This window comes from Streptomyces sp. WAC 01529 (assembly GCF_003945545.1).
Taxonomy (GTDB): Bacteria; Actinomycetota; Actinomycetes; order Streptomycetales; family Streptomycetaceae; genus Streptomyces; species Streptomyces anatolicus.
Genome location: NZ_CP029617.1, coordinates 6,946,679 through 6,964,177, shown reverse-complemented (window position 1 = coordinate 6,964,177; position 17,499 = coordinate 6,946,679). Strand labels below are relative to the sequence as shown.

The 17,499-nt window shown below is 72.3% G+C and carries 16 protein-coding genes and 1 pseudogene; 12 read left to right on the top strand and 5 right to left on the bottom strand.

Translation table 11 applies throughout. From position 1 onward, the window contains the following. Positions 1 to 37: 37 nt before the first annotated feature. Positions 38 to 670 carry a helix-turn-helix domain-containing protein gene (locus DMA15_RS31070; RefSeq protein WP_125516018.1) on the bottom strand — a complete coding sequence of 211 codons (633 nt, stop codon included), beginning with the start codon at positions 668 to 670 and terminating at the stop codon, positions 38 to 40. An 84-nt stretch (positions 671 to 754) separates the two neighbouring features. Here DMA15_RS31070 and DMA15_RS31065 point away from each other — a divergent pair, with 84 nt between their 5' ends. The 11 genes and pseudogenes from DMA15_RS31065 (at position 755) to DMA15_RS31015 (ending at position 10,254) form a co-directional block, all read left to right on the top strand. Beyond that, positions 755 to 1,966, top strand: coding sequence for a pyridoxal phosphate-dependent aminotransferase (locus DMA15_RS31065; RefSeq protein WP_125516017.1), 1,212 nt, complete (start codon positions 755 to 757; stop codon positions 1,964 to 1,966). A gap of 1 nt (position 1,967) precedes the next feature. Then, positions 1,968 to 2,573, top strand: coding sequence for a peptidase (locus DMA15_RS31060; protein ID WP_125516016.1), 606 nt, complete (start codon positions 1,968 to 1,970; stop codon positions 2,571 to 2,573). Further along, positions 2,557 to 3,322 (top strand): annotated as a pseudogene (locus DMA15_RS31055) (HEAT repeat domain-containing protein). Before DMA15_RS31060 ends, DMA15_RS31055 begins: the two are co-directional and overlap by 17 nt. 6 nt (positions 3,323 to 3,328) lie before the next feature. Continuing rightward, entirely contained in the window at positions 3,329 to 4,333 is a 1,005-nt protein-coding gene (locus DMA15_RS31050) for a HEAT repeat domain-containing protein (protein WP_125516014.1), read from the top strand. A 135-nt stretch (positions 4,334 to 4,468) separates the two neighbouring features. Next, positions 4,469 to 5,218 (top strand): dienelactone hydrolase family protein, encoded by a 750-nt coding sequence (locus tag DMA15_RS31045; RefSeq protein ID WP_125516013.1) that lies wholly within the window; start codon positions 4,469 to 4,471, stop codon positions 5,216 to 5,218. Between the two features lie 70 nt (positions 5,219 to 5,288). Continuing rightward, positions 5,289 to 6,590, top strand: coding sequence for a VWA domain-containing protein (locus DMA15_RS31040; RefSeq protein WP_125516012.1), 1,302 nt, complete (start codon positions 5,289 to 5,291; stop codon positions 6,588 to 6,590). Continuing rightward, entirely contained in the window at positions 6,590 to 7,378 is a 789-nt protein-coding gene (locus tag DMA15_RS31035; RefSeq protein ID WP_125516011.1) for a hypothetical protein, read from the top strand. Before DMA15_RS31040 ends, DMA15_RS31035 begins: the two co-directional genes overlap by 1 nt. Positions 7,379 to 7,518: 140 nt before the next feature. Continuing rightward, the gene (locus tag DMA15_RS31030) at positions 7,519 to 8,112 is read left to right on the top strand and encodes a histidine phosphatase family protein (protein WP_125516010.1); all 594 of its coding nucleotides are present in this window, start codon (positions 7,519 to 7,521) and stop codon (positions 8,110 to 8,112) included. A 49-nt stretch (positions 8,113 to 8,161) separates the two neighbouring features. Beyond that, complete coding sequence (locus DMA15_RS31025) at positions 8,162 to 9,067, top strand: TIGR03619 family F420-dependent LLM class oxidoreductase (protein ID WP_125516009.1); 906 nt, start codon at positions 8,162 to 8,164, stop codon at positions 9,065 to 9,067. 32 nt (positions 9,068 to 9,099) lie between these two features. Next, positions 9,100 to 9,738 carry a hypothetical protein gene (locus tag DMA15_RS31020; RefSeq protein ID WP_125516008.1) on the top strand — a complete coding sequence of 213 codons (639 nt, stop codon included), beginning with the start codon at positions 9,100 to 9,102 and terminating at the stop codon, positions 9,736 to 9,738. A 93-nt stretch (positions 9,739 to 9,831) separates the two neighbouring features. Then, the gene (locus DMA15_RS31015) at positions 9,832 to 10,254 is read left to right on the top strand and encodes an acyl-CoA thioesterase (protein ID WP_125516007.1); all 423 of its coding nucleotides are present in this window, start codon (positions 9,832 to 9,834) and stop codon (positions 10,252 to 10,254) included. Positions 10,255 to 10,295: 41 nt separating this feature from the next. On the opposite strand, the gene DMA15_RS31010 is transcribed toward DMA15_RS31015, so the two are convergent. Genes DMA15_RS31010 through DMA15_RS30995 form a run of 4 tightly spaced genes read right to left on the bottom strand, consistent with a single transcriptional unit; the run spans position 10,296 to position 16,260 of the window. Beyond that, positions 10,296 to 11,720 (bottom strand): hypothetical protein, encoded by a 1,425-nt coding sequence (locus DMA15_RS31010; RefSeq protein ID WP_125516006.1) that lies wholly within the window; start codon positions 11,718 to 11,720, stop codon positions 10,296 to 10,298. A 16-nt stretch (positions 11,721 to 11,736) separates the two neighbouring features. After that, on the bottom strand, positions 11,737 to 12,270 hold the full coding sequence (locus tag DMA15_RS31005; RefSeq protein ID WP_125516005.1) for a hypothetical protein: 534 nt from the start codon (positions 12,268 to 12,270) through the stop codon (positions 11,737 to 11,739). Then, positions 12,267 to 15,512, bottom strand: coding sequence for an ATP-binding protein (locus tag DMA15_RS38070; protein WP_125516004.1), 3,246 nt, complete (start codon positions 15,510 to 15,512; stop codon positions 12,267 to 12,269). Before DMA15_RS38070 ends, DMA15_RS31005 begins: the two co-directional genes overlap by 4 nt. 1 nt (position 15,513) lies before the next feature. Further along, the gene (locus tag DMA15_RS30995) at positions 15,514 to 16,260 is read right to left on the bottom strand and encodes a zinc ribbon domain-containing protein (protein WP_125516003.1); all 747 of its coding nucleotides are present in this window, start codon (positions 16,258 to 16,260) and stop codon (positions 15,514 to 15,516) included. Between the two features lie 379 nt (positions 16,261 to 16,639). Here DMA15_RS30995 and DMA15_RS30990 point away from each other — a divergent pair, with 379 nt between their 5' ends. Then, positions 16,640 to 17,461, top strand: coding sequence for an endonuclease (locus DMA15_RS30990; protein WP_125516002.1), 822 nt, complete (start codon positions 16,640 to 16,642; stop codon positions 17,459 to 17,461). Positions 17,462 to 17,499: the final 38 nt, after the last annotated feature.

Here is a 17,499-nt window from a genome sequence, read left to right as displayed (position 1 = left end):
GCCGCACCGGGCGCTCGCCCTCACCCAGCCGCCCCGGTCACGACGCGCGCAGCGCCTTCGCGAGGACTCCCTCGCCGGAGACCTCGATGCGGCCCTCCCGTACGCCCTCGCCGACGGTGAGTTCACCCCTGCTGACCGCCACGCACGTGGCCGCGTCCAGCGTGAGGCCGGCGTCGGGGGCGGTCGGCGCGGGGCCGTCTCCGTATGTTTCGGGGCCGGCCCCGAGGCGTACGTGGAAGCGGCCCTCGTCGAGCCGCACCTCCACCACGCCCTCGGCGCCGGTCCGCGCCAGGCTCCGCAGCAGCGGGAGCGCGAACCAGTGCGCGCGGACCGCGTCGGTGGGCCTGCGCTCGTCGAGGCCGTGCGCGCCCCAGGCGGCCAGCGCCTCCAGGACAGGCAGCAACTCCCGGCCTCGGGCGGTGAGTTCGTAGACGTACGCCGCCGCGGGCGGGGGCAGTCGGCGGCGCGTGGTCAGGCCCTGCTGCTCCATGTCCTTCAGGCGCGAGGCGAGGACGTCCGTGCTGACGCCCGGCAGATCGGCGTGCAGGTCGGTGTAGCGGCGGGGGCCGACCAGCAGTTCCCTGACGACCAAGAGGGTCCAGCGGTCGCCCACGGCGTCCAGGGCCCGGGCCGCCGCGCAGTACTGGTCGTAGCTTCGGCGAGGTGACATGTGACGCAGTCTAGACAAGTTGTTGGACTTTCCAAGGGGGGACTTGGTAAAACCAAGTAACTCACGTCACGGGAGGCGCACCGCATGGAGTTCCGGCAGTCGAGCAAGCTCAGCGAGGTCTGTTACGAGATCCGCGGCCCCGTCATCGAGCACGCGAACGCCCTGGAGGAGGCGGGCCACAGCGTCCTGCGCCTCAACACCGGCAACCCCGCGCTCTTCGGCTTCGAGGCGCCCGAGGAGATCGTCCAGGACATGATCCGGATGCTCCCGAACGCGCACGGCTACACGGACTCGCGCGGCGTCCTGTCCGCCCGGCGCGCCGTCGCCCAGCGCTATCAGGCGCTCGGCCTCGACGAGGTCTCCGTGGACGACGTCTTCCTGGGCAACGGCGTCTCCGAGCTGGTCACGATGGCGGTGCAGGCGCTCCTCGAGGACGGCGACGAAGTCCTCATCCCCGCGCCGGACTTCCCGCTGTGGACCGCCGTCACCACCCTCTCCGGGGGCAAGGCCGTCCACTACGTGTGCGACGAGTCCGCGGAGTGGTACCCCGACCTCGACGACATGGCCGCGAAGATCACCGACCGGACCAAGGCCGTCGTGATCATCAACCCCAACAACCCCACGGGCGCGGTCTATCCGAAGGAGGTCCTGGAGGGCATCCTCGATCTGGCGCGGCGGCACGGCCTGATGGTCTTCGCCGACGAGATCTACGACCAGATCCTGTACGACGACGCCGTGCACCACAGCGTCGCCGCCCTCGCCCCGGACCTCGTGGTCCTCACCTTCTGCGGACTGTCCAAGACGTACCGGGTGGCGGGTTTCCGCTCGGGCTGGCTGGTCGTCACCGGCCCGCAGCAGCACGCGAAGAACTACCTGGAGGGGCTGACGATGCTCGCCTCCATGCGGCTGTGCCCCAACGCCCCGGCGCAGTACGCCATCCAGGCCGCGCTCGGCGGGCGCCAGTCGATCCGCGAACTGACCGCGCCCGGCGGGCGGTTGTACGAGCAGCGGGACCGGGCCTGGGAGAAGCTGAACGAGATCCCCGGCGTGTCCTGCGTGAAGCCGAAGGGCGCGCTGTACGCCTTCCCGCGCCTGGACCCGAAGGTCCACCCGATCCACGACGACGAGAAGTTCGTCCTCGACCTCCTGCTCCAGGAGAAGATCCAGGTGGTCCAGGGCACCGGCTTCAACTGGCCCCGCCCCGACCACTTCCGCATCCTCACCCTCCCCCACGCCGACGACCTCGACGCGGCGATCAGCCGCATCGGCCGCTTCCTGAGCGGCTATCGTCAGTGACATGCCCCTCTGCACCACCTGCCGGGCCCCGGTACGCACGCAGTTCGCCTCGCCCGGTCTCGTCGGGCCCATCGTGTACGAGGGGTTCGACCGCGCCGCGGACCCGGCGTGGCGGGAGTCGGGCGCGGCCACCCTGGACGACTACGCCCGCTGGTGCGGCCATCTGTGCGGCCTGACGTGTTATCAGATGGCGCTCGGTCCGTCCGCGCCGTCCCTGTTCGCCCTGCGTGACGGCGCGCTGAAATACGGCGCCTACACCGAGGCCGACGGGGTGATCCGGGGAATGATCTACGCCCCGTTCGCCGAGTACGCCCGCGAGGCGCACGGCGTCGACGCCGTGGTCCACCGGCACCTGTCCGTCGCGGAGATCGGCACGCTCCTGGACGAGGGCCGGCAGGTCATCGCCTCCGTCCACTTCGAGATCCGCCGCCCGCACCGCCCCGCGCCGGATCGCGGCGGCCATCTCGTGCTGCTCACCGGCCGCGCGGCCGACGGGCGGCTGCACTTCCACAATCCGTCGGGCATCGACGCGGCGACGCGGACCGCCTCCATGTCCGCCGAGGCGTTCGAGCCGTTCTTCGCCGGACGCGGTGTGTCGCTGGTTTGACCTTGACACGGTGACAAGGCCTTCACTGCGTCGAGGAGGTGATCCCGATGCCCCTGTCGCAACAGGACACGGATACGGCCGCAGAGGCGGTCACAGAGCGCATGCGTGCCCTTCGAGGGCTGGAGGACGGGCGCTCCTCGGTGCGGCTGCGCGCCGCGCTCGCGGTCGGTACCGACCCTGACCCGCGCTTCGTCGGCAAGCTCGTCGAGCGGTGCGCGGTCGAGCCCGAGTTCTACGTACGGGAAATGCTCACCTGGGCGCTGACCCGCCACCCGGCGGCCGTGACCGTCCCGGCGCTGCTCGGCGAGGTCCGCTCGGAGCGGGAGCAGGCACGGAGCCAGGCGCTGCACACCCTGTCCAAGATCGGGGACCGGCAGGCATGGCCCGCGATCACCCCGGCGCTGCTGTCCGACGCCGACGACGAGGTGGCGCGGAGCGCCTGGCGGGCGGCGGTCGTGCTCGCACCCGAAGGAGAAGAACGCGGGCTGGCGGCGGCACTGGCGGCACAGTTCGGGCGAGGCGGGCGGGAGACGCAGCTGAGCCTGAGCCGGGCGCTGATCGCGCTGGGCGAGGTGATCGTGCCGGCGCTCGACGCTGCGATGATCGACCCGGAGCCCGCCGTACGCGCGCACGCGCGCGCCACGGAACGGCTGTTGCGCGACCCGGACGCCGGATTCGAGTGCGCGATCGAGGAGGCCAAGCGCGTCGTCGCACTCGGCGGCGCGGGCGAGGAGGGCGAAGAGGAGTGACACGCGGTGCTGATCGGTGAGGTGGCGCGGCTGTCGGGGGTCAGCGCCCGCATGCTCAGGCACTACGACGCGCTCGGCCTGGTGCGGCCGACGGGCCGTACCGGCGGCGGGTACCGGGAGTACTCCGAGGAGGACATCCGGCGGATCTTCCACATCGAGAGCCTGCGGTCGCTGGGCCTTTCGCTGCGCGAGGCCGGGCGCGCGTTCGACGATCCCGGATTCACCCCCTCGGAACTCGTCGACGACCTCGTCCGCCGCACGCGGGAGCGCATCGCGCGCGAGACGGAGCTGCTGACCCGGCTCCGCCGGATCGACGCGGCGGAACCGGCGGGCTGGCAGGACGTCCTCCAGATCGTCGCGCTCCTCCAGGATCTCGGCTCGAAGAGCGCGGGCAAGCGCCAGCGCGCGGCCCTCGCCTCGGCGGAGGAGGTCCCGGTGCCGGTGGAGGCGCTGGTCGAGGCGGTCCTGAGCGAGTCGGACCCGAACGTCGCCGGGGCCCTTCGCTGGGCCCTTGCGCGCTCGGAAGGCGGCGGATGGGCGCTGCTGGCGAGGGGGCTCGGCTCACCGGCGGCCGAGGTGCGCGAACGCGCCGTCCAGGCCCTCGTCGAGATTCCGCACGAGGAGGCGACCGCGCTGCTGCGGGAAGCCCTCGCGGGCCCCGACATCGTGGTCCGCGGGCACGCGGCCCTGGCGCTCGGGATGCGCGGGGTCGCCGACGCGGTGCCGACGCTCATCGACATGGTCGTGGCGGAGGTGAACGACGTCGACGCGGCCGACGCTCTGGGCGCGCTCGCGAGCTGCCCCGCCCAGGCGGAGCGGATCGCCGCTGGGATCGCCGAGCGGCTCGCGCGGGCCGCGGCCGAGCCGTCCGTACGGCGGCGGCTGACGCAGGCGCTCGCCGATGTCCCGGGGAGCACGGCGTCGGGCGCGCTGGCCGAGCTGGCGCGGGACGAGGACCGCGGTGTCGCGCTCACCGCGGCGTACATCCTCGGGATACGTGAGGGGCGATGACGCAGTGCTTCCCGGTGACGGATCGCTTTTCGGTGCCGGAGTGCTTTCCGGTGGCGGATCGCTCCCCGGTGCGGATCCCTCCCCGGTGCCGCGCCGCACGTATCATCGCCGGATCCCGGGGAAGGAAGATCCACCATGCCCACCAAAACCGTTCAGATACCCACACCCGACGGCCCGGCCGACGCCTTCGCCGCCTTCCCCGACGGGGACGGGCGCCACCCCGGGGTGCTGATGTACCCGGACGCCTTCGGTGTACGGCCCGTCCTTGAGGCGATGGCCCGCGAACTGGCCGAGCACGGTTACTACGTACTCGTTCCCAACCTGTACTACCGGCACGGTCCCGCACCGGTCCTCGACCTGCCCGAGCACATCGGGGAAGAGGCCAGGCCCGCGGTCTTCGCGCAGGCCATGCCCCTGGTCGAGGCGCACACCACCGAGCGCGTCCTGCGCGACGCCGAGGCCTACCTCGGCTTCCTCACCGCCCAGCCCGAGGTCAGCGGCGGCCCGGTCGGCACCACCGGCTACTGCCTGGGGGCCGCACTGGCGATGCGCACCGCGACGGCCCACCCCCAGAAGGTGGCCGCCGTCGCCGGATTCCACCCCGGCTTCCTGGTCACCGACGCGCCCGACAGCCCGCACCGGCTCATCCCCGACCTCACCGCCGAGGTCCATCTCGGCCTCGCCGAGCACGACTTGTCGCCCGAGGCCATCAGCGAGGTGAAGAACTCCCTGGACGCGGCGGGCGTCGCCTACACCGTCGAGATCTACCCCGACACCCTGCACGGCTTCACCATGGCCGACACCGACGCCTTCAGCCCCGCCGCGTTCCAGTGCCACTGGGACCGGCTCCTTCCGCTCCTCGACCGCGCCCTGAAGGACGGCTGAGGCGCCGCTCCCCGGACCGGGCCCCGGCGCCGTTTTGGGGGATCCACGCCAAGATCAATAAGATCCGGCGATGATCACAAGACAACGGCCGGCGGCCTGGGTCATCGCCCTGCTCGCCGCCCTGACCGCCGGGCTCGTCACGGCGGGCCCCGCAGCCGCCGATGACGACGACGAACCGGAGCAGCCCTCCCCCAAGGTCGAGCTGGTCCTCGATGTCAGCGGCTCCATGCGGGCCCGCGACATCGACGGCAAGTCCCGGATGGCCGCCGCCAAGCAGGCGTTCAACGAGGTCCTGGACGCCACCCCGGACGAGGTCGCGCTCGGCATCCGTACCCTCGGCGCCAACTACCGCGGCGACGACCGCAAGACGGGCTGCAAGGACACCGAGCTGCTCTACCCCGTGGAGCGGCTCGACAAGGCGGGCCGCACCGACGCGAAGACCGCCGTGGCGACCCTCGCGCCGACCGGCTGGACCCCGATCGGCCCGACGCTGCTCAAGGCCGCCGACGACCTGACGGACGACACGGCCGGGCGCAGCCGCCGCATCGTGCTGATATCCGACGGCGAGGACACCTGCCAGCCGCTCGACCCGTGCGTGGTGGCCCGGGAGATCTCCGCCAAGGGCATCCACCTCACCATCGACACCCTGGGCCTGGTGCCGGACGCCAAGACCCGCGACCAGCTGAGCTGCATCGCGGAGGCCACCGGCGGGACGTACACCTCGATCCGCCACACCGACGAACTGGCCGGTCGCGTCAAGCAGTTGGTGGACCGCGCCGCCGACCCGGTCGTCACCCCGGTGGAGGCGAAGGGCGCGGCGGAGTGCACCGACGCCCCGCGGCTGAAGTCCGGTCTCTACACCGACCGCGAGGAGTTCGGCGAGCACCGCTGGTACCGCGTGGACGTCCCCGAGGGCAAGGAGCTGCGCGCCTCCGTGAGCGTGTCGGCGGACCGTGCCGTCCACCAGGACTACGGCGTGCTGCTGCGGGCCGAGACGCCGAACGGCCGTGAGATCGTACGCGGCCAGGAGTCGGGCGACGGCCGTACGGACGTCATCTCGACGGGGCTGCGCTATCCGAGGCCGGAAGCGGACGACATGTCCGAGGACGACAAGTACGGGGCCACCGAGACGGTCTGTCTGCGCGTCAGCAATTCCTTCTCCGCGCCCGCCTCGGTGAAGAAGACGCCGGGTCTGCCGGTCGAGCTGGCCGTCGATCTGGTCGACTCCCCCGACGAGGCCTCGGACGTGGCCTCCTTCGGGCTCGGCCACGGCTGGTGGCTGCTCGGTCTGCTCGTCCTCGTGGGTTTCCTGGCCGGTCTCGTCTGGGGCTGGCTCTCGCGCTGGCGTTTCGCGGTCTGGAGGACCAACTGATGCGTACGACACGTGTGCTGGGCCAGGTGGCCGCGCTGGCCGCCACCGCCCTGCTGGCCTTCCCCGGGGCAGCCGCCGCCGATGACGGCGAGGACCCCAAGGACGACGCGGCCCCGACCGAGGCGGGCACCTCCTTCCGCACCGCCACCGCGATCCGCCCCGACCAGGAGGCCACCGCGGAGGCGTCCACGGGCGACTACCTGTACTGGGCGTTCCCCGTGGACGCCGGGCAGCGGGCCACCGTGCACGCCACGGTGAAGCTGCCGGACGCGGCGGCGCGACACGCCGCTTCCACCTGGCAGGTCGACGTGTACGACGGTCTGCGGCGCCGCCAGGCCTGCCGCCTCGGCACGCCGAAGCGGCAGGCCGCGCGGGACGCCGGTTCGGTCTCGCTCTCCTGCACGCTGCGTACCGTCAGGGCCTGGTCGGAGCAGTGGGCGAACGATCCGCTGCCCGGTACCTACTACCTGCGGCTCACGGTCACGGACCTGAAGGCCGACGACCTCGGGCTGCCGGTGCGGGCCGACGCGAAGGTCACCACGACCGACGCGGGCGGCGCGCAGGCCGTCGACGGGGCGCTCGGGGAGCCGCTGGTGCCGGGCGCGGGCTCGGACCGGCAGAAGCCGGCCGCGGCGACCGAGCCCGAGGACGGCTGGGCCTCCGGCTGGTGGTCGTCGCGCTGGCTGTGGACGGCGGGCGGCGGTGTCCTCGCGGCGCTCGCGGGCGTCGGCGGATACGCCCTGACCCGCGGCTCGGGCCGCCCCGCGCGGGTGCCGCAGGGGCTGTAGCCGCGCCCCCGCCACGCGGGTGACGGCGGAGGCGTGGCAGTCTCGGTGGTGGCCGGACCGGACGGTTCGGCCACCACCGCAAGAATCCGGCACCACCGCAAGAATCCGGTCACCACCGGAAGAACAGGAATGGCGCGACCATGGGCGATCTGCTCCTCGTCCGGCACGGCGAGACGTCGTGGGCCCTCACCGGGCAGCACACCAGCTGGACGGACATCCCCCTCACGGACAACGGCAGGGAGCAGGCCCGCTCGCTGGCCCCGCTCGTCGGCCGGTTCCGGATCGGTGCGGCGTTCACGAGCCCGCTGCGGCGCTCGCGGGAGACCGCGGAGCTGGCCGGGTTCCCGGACGCGTACGTCGATGCGGATCTGCGCGAGTGGGACTACGGAGCGTACGAGGGTGTGACGACCGTCGAGATCCACCGCACCCGGCCCGACTGGTACCTCTTCACCGACGGTGTCGCCGCGGGCCCGCCGGAGCACCCCGGCGAGAGCCCGGAGCAGGTCGGCGAGCGCGCCGACCGGATGCTGGCCAAGGTGGACGCGGCGCTGGCCAACAACGAGGGCAGCGTGGTCCTCTTCGCCCACAGCCACTTCCTGCGCGTCCTCACGGCCCGGCGCCTCGGTCTGCCCGCGTCGGGCGGTTCGATGTTCCTCATGGCCACGGGCACGATCAGCCGGCTGAGCACGGAGCACGGGCGCCCGGTGGTGGCGAGCTGGAACCTGCGGCCGTAGCGGGCGCCGGGACTCGACACCCGCGCTCTTGATCACCAAGACTGCCGGTATGCGATACGGCGTGAATCTCCTCAACTTCGGTTCCGGCACCACCCCCGACTCCCTGGTGCGGCAGGCGGCCGACGCCCGTGAACTCGGCTTCGAGTTCGCGATGATCTCCGACCACATAGCGGTGACGCCCGACGTCCACGAGGTCTATCCGGCGCCGTTCTACGACCAGTTCGTGCTCGCCGCGCATCTGGCGGGGCGCGTGCCGGGGCTGCGGCTCGGCACCACGATCACGGTGATCCCCTACCGGCACCCGTTGCAGACCGCGCGGCTCGCCGCCAACATCGACCGGCTCAACGCCGCCGGTTTCATCCTCGGCGCGGGCGTCGGCTGGTCCGCCGCCGAGTACGCGGCGCTGGGCGTCCCCTTCCACGAGCGGGGCGCGATCACCGACGAGTACCTCACGGCGATCCGTGCCGCGTGGCGCGAGGACCCGACGTCGTTCCAGGGCACGTATGTGTCGTACGAGGATGTCCGCACCGCCCCCTCGCCCGCCACCCGCCCCCAGCTGCCGGTCTGGGTGGGCGGCAACTCCCCCGCCGCGCAGCGCCGCGCGGCCCGTCTCGGCGAGGCCTGGCATCCGTTCATGCCGACACGGGAGGCGCTGCGCACGGCGCTCCCCCGCATCGCGGCCGAGGCCGGGGCCGCGGGCCGCCCGGTGCCGGATCTCGCGCCGCGCCTCCAGATCCGGCTCGGCGGTGTGCCGGACGCCGACGACCGCCCGCTCGGCCACGGCAGCCTCGACCAGATCCGCGGCGACCTGGAGACCCTGGCCGCTCTCGGCGCCACCGACGTGCTCCTGGACACCTACCCGGGGACCCCCGGTGAGCGGGCGGGCGCGGACGACGACCGGCGGGTGCTCGAACTCCTGATGTCAGTGGCACAGGGCACTATCGGAAGCAGTTGACGCCGACCGACGCGGAAGGGGGTGCGGGCGCGGTGAAGCCACCCACGGCCGCCCAGCGGCGCATCATCGAGGCCGCGGATCCGGAGACGGGCCGCCTGTCCGGCACGCAGGCCCAGCTGACGGCCCTGGTGCGGGCGCGGCTCGCCTTCCGCCATCCCCGGCCCCCGCACGCGTTCTTCCTGTCGCCCGCGGGCCACCGCCTGCGGGACGAGGCCGCGCGGCAGCCCGCGCAGGCTCCGCCTCCGCCCGAACCGGCGGCGGACCCCGGTGTCTTCACCGCCCGGACCGGCACGGAGACCTCGGTGACCGGGAGCGAGGGCGCCGCGCGGGCGCGGGAGGTCCGGGGCGCCTGGGAGGGCCTGGTGGAGCTGCGCCGGATGACGAACGCGGACGGGGCCCGCGACCGGCCCTGCGCGTGGGAGCGCACGCATCTCGTCCAGGCGGCGGCGCTGGCCCTGGAGGCGGCGGGCCTGCCTCCCGCCCGCCCGGGCCGCGAGGGGTACGAGGTGACGGGGACCCCGCAGCCCGAGGCCGTCGCCGTGCGGGAGCCGTCCCCGGAGGGGCTGCGGGCGTGCGCGGAGGCGCTGGAGCGGGCGGGCTGGCAGACCGGCGAGCACACCGGACCGCGCGGCGGGGCCCGCTATCTGCTGGCCTCGCCGAGAAGGACGTGAGCCGCACAGCACCGGCGGACCACCCAGAAGCAGACCAGCGGGACCATCGGGAAGCAGCACCGGATCATCGGGAAGTCCAGTGAAGGGAACACCGTGACAGAGCCGTTCTCCGTCAGCATCGGCGTCCGTGGGTACGAGACGGACTCGCAGGGCCACCTCAATCAGGCCGTCTATCTCCAGTACGCCGAGCACGCCCGCTGGTCGCTGCTGCGGGCGGCCGGGATCACGCAGGCCGACCTCCTCGACAAGGGTGTCGGTCCGGTGGCCCTGGAGAACACCATCCGCTACCGCGCCGAGTTGCGGGCGGGCGACGAGACGACGGTGAGCTGCGCGTTCGTGTGGGGCGAGGGCAAGACGTTCCGTATAGAACAGATCATCACCAAGGCGGACGGTACGGTCGCCGCGACGGTCTCCTCCCTCGGCGGGCTGCTCGACCTCAAGGAGCGGCGGATGGTGGAGGATCCGCGTGAGTACTTCCGGGCCCTCGCGAGCGAACCGGGCCGGCTCGGGCTCTGAGGCGCCGACGGGTGCCGACGTGTGCCGACGGGGGCCGGGCGCTACTTCGTCATCAGGTTGAACTTCATCACCGGCCGGCCGGGGACGAAGTCGGGGCCTGTGGCGTTGCCCGACTTGGCCTGGAAGTGCTGGCCGAGGTATTCGCCCACGTACTTCGTCACGGCCGGTTCGATCTTGGTGCCGAACGCGCTCGACTGGTAGGCCTCTTTCGGCAGCTGTGACGGGTCGACGTGTCCGATGTTGTCGTTGTGCCAGACCAGGTCCTGATTGCCTCCGGCCAGATAGACGTCCATGGAGAGGTTGCCGTGGGCGTCGTACGTCACGACGGCCACGCAGGCCGTGTCCGGGTGCTGGGCGGCCCATTTCGTCAGCGCCACGTCCTTGGCGGCGTCGGCGGAGTTCTGGGTCTTGATCTCCCCCGTGACGACGCGGGGCGCCGTGAGCTGGCTGTTCTTCTCGGGGCCCTGGGGGCCGAGGCCGCCCCACTTGGGGGGTTCGGGGTGGTGGGCTCCCTGGCGGGGTTCGTAGGTGGTCGGCGGGCGGGGCTCGTACCGCCGTTGCTCGGGCGCGGGTTTGACCAGGCCCTCGGAGGCGGCGCCGGGTTTGGTACCGGCGACGGCCTGCGCGATCCCCTTGGTGGCGGCGTCCCTGACGGCCTGCTGTCCGGCGGCCTTGTCCGCGTCGATCTTGCTCTCGGGGCCGACGCGGCCTTCGGTGACGAAGCGGTCCGGCTGGTAGGGGTGCGGGGTAAGGACGTTGTCGATGACGACGGGTTCCTTGGTGTCCATCGTGGTCGGCCGGAGTGTGCCGTTGTTCACCAGCTCGCGCTCGACGTCGCGGGGCGAGATCTTGGCGGGGTCGATCGGGCCCTTGCCCAGCCCCACGACGAGTTCGCCGTAGCTCTTTCCCGTCCTCTTCTCCAGTTCCTTGCGGACGTCCGTGTCGGTCCGGCCGTCCGGCCCCTTCTTTTCCGGCGGTTTCTGCTCTGGGGGCTTCTGCTCCGGGGGCTTCTGCTCGGGAGGTTTCTGCTCGGGAGGCTTCACCCTCGGGTCGTCGGTCTGGACGGGCGGCGCTTCCGAGCGGCCGGGAGAGGAGGTGGCGTTCGGGCCGCTCATGCCGCCGGACGCCGTGTTCTCCGTGCTCTGCGTGCTCTGCGTGCCCTGCATGCTCTGCGCGTTCTGGGTGTTCTCCGCGTAATTCGTGAGTCGCATGGCATCCCGGGTCATGTCCTCGGGGCGCAACTCCAGGGTGCGGGGCGGCATTTCGCTCAGCCGGTCCTCCGGACGCAGCTCCATGGTGCGGTAGGACGCAGCGTTTTCGGGGCGGGAGTCGCCGCCTTTGCCGTTCAGGTCCGGCCGGTCCTGCCGCACCGAGGAATCCGGTCCTTCGCGGCCCTGCTCGGTGGAGGCTCTGGCCTTCTCGGTCTGTTCGGTCTGTCCGCTCTGTTCGTTGTAGCGCTCGGACATGGCGTCATCCGGTCTGTCAGTGACGAAGAGTGCTGTCGATGAAATCTTGGACGCGGCCCCTCTTTTCGGTGGAGGCCTCCGTCAGCGGGCGGGACGACAGCTCGGTCGCACCGCTCGGCATCGGGTTCTGCGAGCCCCCGCCACGGCCGCCGTCGAGGGCGAGGCCGAGTTTCAGGTCGAGGTCGACGCCCTCGCCGAACTTGGTGGCGGCCGAGCCGCTCAGCAGCGTTCCGGTGCCGGGCAGCATCTTCTCGATGGAGGCGTCCGCCTTGGGCGTGCCGACGCCGAGGCCGTCCGCGCCGCCCAGCCCGCCGGGCAGTTTCCCGGGCTGACCGCCCATTTTGGTCCAGGCGTCGTGGTTGCCCGCCGCAGAGCGCAGCATGGCGGCGGCGATGTCGGATCCCGGCAGGCCTGTCCGCTCCATGACCTGCGCGCCCAGCTCCGCCGACTCCCTGCTGAACTTGTCGTATTCGGCCTGCCCTTTGGCGCGGGACGCCTCCGCCGCCCGGTCGTTGTCGGCGCGCACCTTGTCGAGGAGCGATCCCATCACCGGCCTGCCTCTCCCGTTCCTGCCTCGCCGGCCCCTGCTCCTCCTGTCCCCGCCCCTCCAAATCCCGCCTCGCCGAGGACGTGGGCCAGGATGCGGCGGGCGGTGCGGGGCGGCTTGCGCTGGTCGTCCGCGAGCATCTGCTGTTCGAAGCAGAGACAGGTACGCCGTGCGGCGGTGTCGAGCGCGGTCCTCGCCTCCTCCGGCATGTCGTCGGTGGGGAACTCGATGAGTTCGTAGGCCGCGTCCTGGCAGATCTCCCACGTCTGACGGCGCCGCTTGTCCTCGGAGGCCGCGTCGTCGCGGTCCGCGTCCCGCCACGGCGACTGGTAGCGGCGGGACGCCACCAGGTCCGCCACCGCCGCTCGGTACAGACACAGCGGCGGATCCTGGGAGCAGACCAGGTGGCAGACCGGATAGGGCTCGAACTGGCGGGCGTGCAGGCGCCGTGCCGTCTCCTGTAGTGCGCCGACGAGCGCCGCCGTACCGCCGCCGCCTCCGAAGTCGCCCCTGCCGGTCGCGTCGGCCTGGCCGGCCTGGTCGGCCTTGCTCAGAAGTACCGCCCGCAGCCGGTCGCACAGCTCGCCGGTGTCGGCGTAGGACCAGCCGCGCTGGCTGCCGCGCCGGGTGGTCAGCCACTCCGCGCCGTGGCCTGCGAAGGCGCGCAGCAGGTCGGTCGTGGCGACGGAGGTGGGTCGGCGGGCGCGCAGCGCGGTGCCGAGGTCATCCCAGAGCCGGTCCAGCGCCCCCGACTCGTCGATGGTGGACGTAAGGACGCGGGAGAGGACGCGCTGGACGTACACGTCGCCGGTGAGTTCCCTGGCGGCCGCGCAGGCCTCGGGGGTCGCACAGGTCTCGGCGCAGAACGGCTGCGGCAGGAAGAGTTCGGTGAAGGCTCCCGCCTCCCGCCAGCGCCGCATGTGCTCCTGCACCTGGACGTCGGTGGGCGGACGGGGCGAAAGGGGGTCCTTCACGGGCGGCACGCGCACCAGCAGGGGCGCGTCGTCTCCCCCGCTGAAGACGACGGCTTCGCCCACGCCCAGCGTGATGAGCGCTCTGGCCTGCGCTTCGTCCATGGCCATCGCCGCGGCGAGCGCTTCGCGGTCGTCCCCGGCGATGACGCGGTGGGTGATCTTGAGATTGCTGTTCTTGATCACGTCGGGTGCGAGGCGTACCGGCACCTGGTCGGCGATGACCACGCCTTGCCCGTAGGCGCGGATCTCGGAGAGCAGGTTGGAGAAGGTCTCCACGGCCTGGCCCTTGGGGTTGGCGGCCTCCTCCGAGGACGTGGCCCGCACGTTCTCCAGGAGCCGGTGCGCCTCCTCCACCACGAGGAGGTGCACGAGGTCGCGCGACTGCCCCTGCGCGCGGCGGTGCTCGACCAGGCGGATCAGCAGCAGGCCCGTGAAGAACGCCTTGTCCCCTTCGTCCCCGAGGGCGTCCAGCTCCACGACCGTGGGTGTGCCGAAGAGCTGGGCGGGCGGCAGCGAGCGCGACACGTCGAGCATCGCTCCCTTGGCGCCGCGGCGCAGGGACTCCAGGCGGGTGAGCAGGGCGGCCCGCATGTCTCCGGCGATCCGGTCCTCGTATCCGAGGGTGGGGATGACCTCGGCGACCTTCGCGATCAGGTCGGAGAGGGTGGGGAAGGCGTCCGCGGTCCCGCTCCCCGGGCCGCCGGTCGCCCCGCTTCCCGGGCCGGTCGCGCCGCCGAGCCGGGAGTTGAGGTTGGTCCGCAGGTCCCAGCCACGGTCGGCGTAGACCTCGTGCAGACAGCGGTCCAGGATCTGCGGCAGGGGGGTCCACATGCCGAACGCGGCCGTGAAGACGGCGCGGAGCAGGTCGAGGTGTTCGCTGACGGTCGTGCCCTCCGGCGCCTCGAAGGGGTTGAGGACGAAGGGCGCGACGGTGGCCTTCCCGACGGTGAACACCTGGAGGTTCCGTCCGAGGGTGGGGTGTTCGATCAGGGCCCGGTACTCGGTCTTGGCCGGTTCGATCACGAGGAACGGCACGCCCTTCCCGGCCGCCTCGATCAGCAGCCCCATGATCGTGTTGGTCTTGCCCGAACCGGTCGTGCCCGGAATGAACACGTGCCGGCTGAGCGAACGCAGCGGCACGCGGTACGTGGTGCCCCTCGCCCGGTGATGGTGGAGCACGTCGCCGACGACCAGGTGGTGTTCGTCGCCGCTCACCGGTGGCGCGACGACGTCGAAGCGGGCGAGCGGGCTGACGGAGAAGCCCAGCGTCTCCAATTGGGGCAGGTGCACGTACGCCGCGAGCTGCGCCGAACTCAGCACGGTCTGGGCGGCATAGGGGTGCTGGTACAGGTTCGGCCCCGGCTGCTCGGGGTCGGCGGGCAGCGCCCAGCCGCCGCCGAGCCCGGCCACGGCCGGGTGCGGGAGCGTGCGCACGGGCTCAGGGATCGATTTCGCGCCGGAGAACACCGCGCGCCAGGCGCTGGCCAGGGCGGTCACGTCCTCGGGGCGCTCGCCGAAGAGGTAGACGGCCGTACGCCAGCCGCCGCGCGCGTGTGCGTCGGCGAGCGCTTCCAGGCGCGCCTGGAGCAGGTCGACGTAGTGCGCGGCGAGCGGGCTGCTCACGCCTCTGGCCTCGACGGCGGAGGAGACCACGCGCATCTCGTTCAGCACGCGGTTGCGGTCGGCGCCGAGCGCGTCCGGGCCGACCGGGGTGGCCAGCACGAGCGCGGCCCAGCGCGTCCCGCTCATGGAGCGGATCAGGCGGTCGACCGGGAGGGCGCCGTCGCGGGCGTCGACGGCGGCGGGGCCGGGGACGCCGAGTGCGAGCGCGCCGAAGTCGAGCCGGGGCACGCCCACGCCGGCCGCCGTGATGCCCACCGCCGGGTAGCAGCCGTCGAGGATGCCGAGCAGCATGCGCTGGCGCGCGTCCAGGCCCGCCTCGTCCATGCCCTCCTGGGCCCAGGTGCCGAGGCGGATCGAGGTGCCCTGCCCGCTGCCGTCGAGGAGGAACGCCAGGGGCGCGCCCGCCCCGGCGAGCCCCACGAGCAGGGGCAGCGTGGCGGGTTCGAACCCCGGGTCGTCGGAGGATCTGCCGCCGGGCGGCGGGATCTGGGCCTGGGTCTGAGTGGACACCGGCTGCCCCACGCCGGTCACGCGCACCGCGCGGCGCGCCGCCATGGGGACCACGGCCTCCGCGCCCGTCTGCCAGAGGGGATGGAGCCGGGTGCGTTGCAGGTAGTCGACGGCTGCCGTGGTCACCGGGTCGCTCATGTCAGGGCTCCCCGGGCCATCCCGGAGGCGGGCCCCCGGTGCCCGTACACGCCGAGATCCCGACGCTCACGAACATCCCGATGACGAACAGGCCGACGATGACGGCCAGCACGATGGCCAGGACGCGAAGGCCGCGGTACGCCTTGGCCCGTACGCGCGCGTGCGTGGTGAGGTTGGTCAGCTCGTCGGCGCGCAGGGTGCCGTCGCGCCAGCGGCCGTGCAGCCGTACTTCGTCGCCGTTGCTCACGGAGCCGGAGAAGGAGAAGCCTCGCATCTCCACGGGGATGAGCTTGAGGGCGTTGCCGCTGGTGTCGTGGCGTTCGACGCGGAAGTGCCAGATCTCCTCCTCGCCGCCGTTTCCCCACTGTTCGCGGCGCGCCTGGAAGTCTCGTACGACTCCGGTGTACTGGTGGTCGCGCCCGTGCCCGGCGGGGGCTTCGCGTGAGGTCGCCTCAGGGGGGCGGGGGCGGTGAACGGGCGGGGCGTGGTGAGCGGGTGGGGCTCCGTGCGCGGGTGGGGCGCGGTGGGCGGGTGGCGCATAAGAGGGACGGGGCGGGGGCGAGTGCGGGGGCGGGGCCGGGGGCGGCCGGACTCCGCCCGATGTCGACGCCCCGCATGCCGGGCAGTACTGCGCCGAGGCCGACACGGGGTCGCCGCACGAGGCGCAAGGGCGGGTCAGCGCGGTGCGGCACTGTTCGCAGTAGGCAGAGCCGACGCGATTCTCGAACCCGCAGGACTGGCAACGCATGACATCGCTTCCTCATCCCCACGCTAGCACTCCGCACCCCCCTCGGCTCGCTGGAGTCACGCCTCTGACCTGGGCATTCGCGTAAATCACCGGACGCAATAGGCCGCACCGCGACGCACCAGGCCGCACCCCGACGCACCGGGCCGCACCAGGCCGCACCCCGACGTACCGCGACACACCGTGACGCCCTCCGGACGCGTACATGACATCGTTACCCGACCGACCCACGACGTTCACACAGCCGTACGCCCATCCATGCCACCCTCCCGATGGTTGATCAGTCAACTCGCGTAGACCGCACGCCTCTTGAGGCACCCCTTGAAGCCCTTTGAGGCCCTTTGAGGCCCCTTGAAACCATCCGGGAAAGGACACCCCCCACATGCCCGCCCCCCGCGTACGCCGCTGGAAACCCCTCGCCCTGACCGCCGCCGTGCTCGCCGGCATCACCGTGCCGGCCACGGCCACGGCCACCGCCTCCCCCACAACGGCCCCGGCTCCCCCGGCCGTTGGCGCCTATGACGACACGTACTACCGGGACGCGCTCGGCAAGACCGGCCCCGCGCTGAAGTCCGCGCTGCACACGATCGTCAGCGACCAGACCAAGCTCTCGTACGACCAGGTCTGGGACGCGCTGAAGACCACCGACCAGGACCCGGCCAACAGCGCGAACGTGATCCTGCTCTACACCGGCACCTCGCGGGCCAAGAGCGCGAGCGGCGGCGACCAGGGCGACTGGAACCGCGAGCACGTCTGGGCCAAGTCCCACGGCGACTTCGGCACGGCGACCGGCCCCGGCACGGACATCCACCATCTGCGCCCCGAGGACGTCACGGTCAACAGCATCCGCGGCAACAAGGACTTCGACAACGGCGGCGGCGCGGTCGCCGGGGCGCCGGGCAACCTCACGGACGGCGACTCCTTCGAGCCCCGCGACGCGGTCAAGGGCGATGTGGCCCGCATGATCCTCTACATGGCCGTGCGCTACGACGGCGAGTCCGGCTTCCCCGACCTGGAGCCCAACGACAAGGTGGACAACGGAAGCGCGCCCGCCATCGGCCGCCTCTCGGTCCTGAAGCAGTGGAACGACGAGGACCCGCCAGACGCCTTCGAGAAGAACCGCAACCAGGTCATTTTCGACAAGTACCAGCACAACAGGAACCCCTTCATCGACCACCCGGAGTGGGTCGAAGAGGTCTGGTGACCGGCGCCGGTTGGGGGCCGTCTAGATTGGGGCTTGAT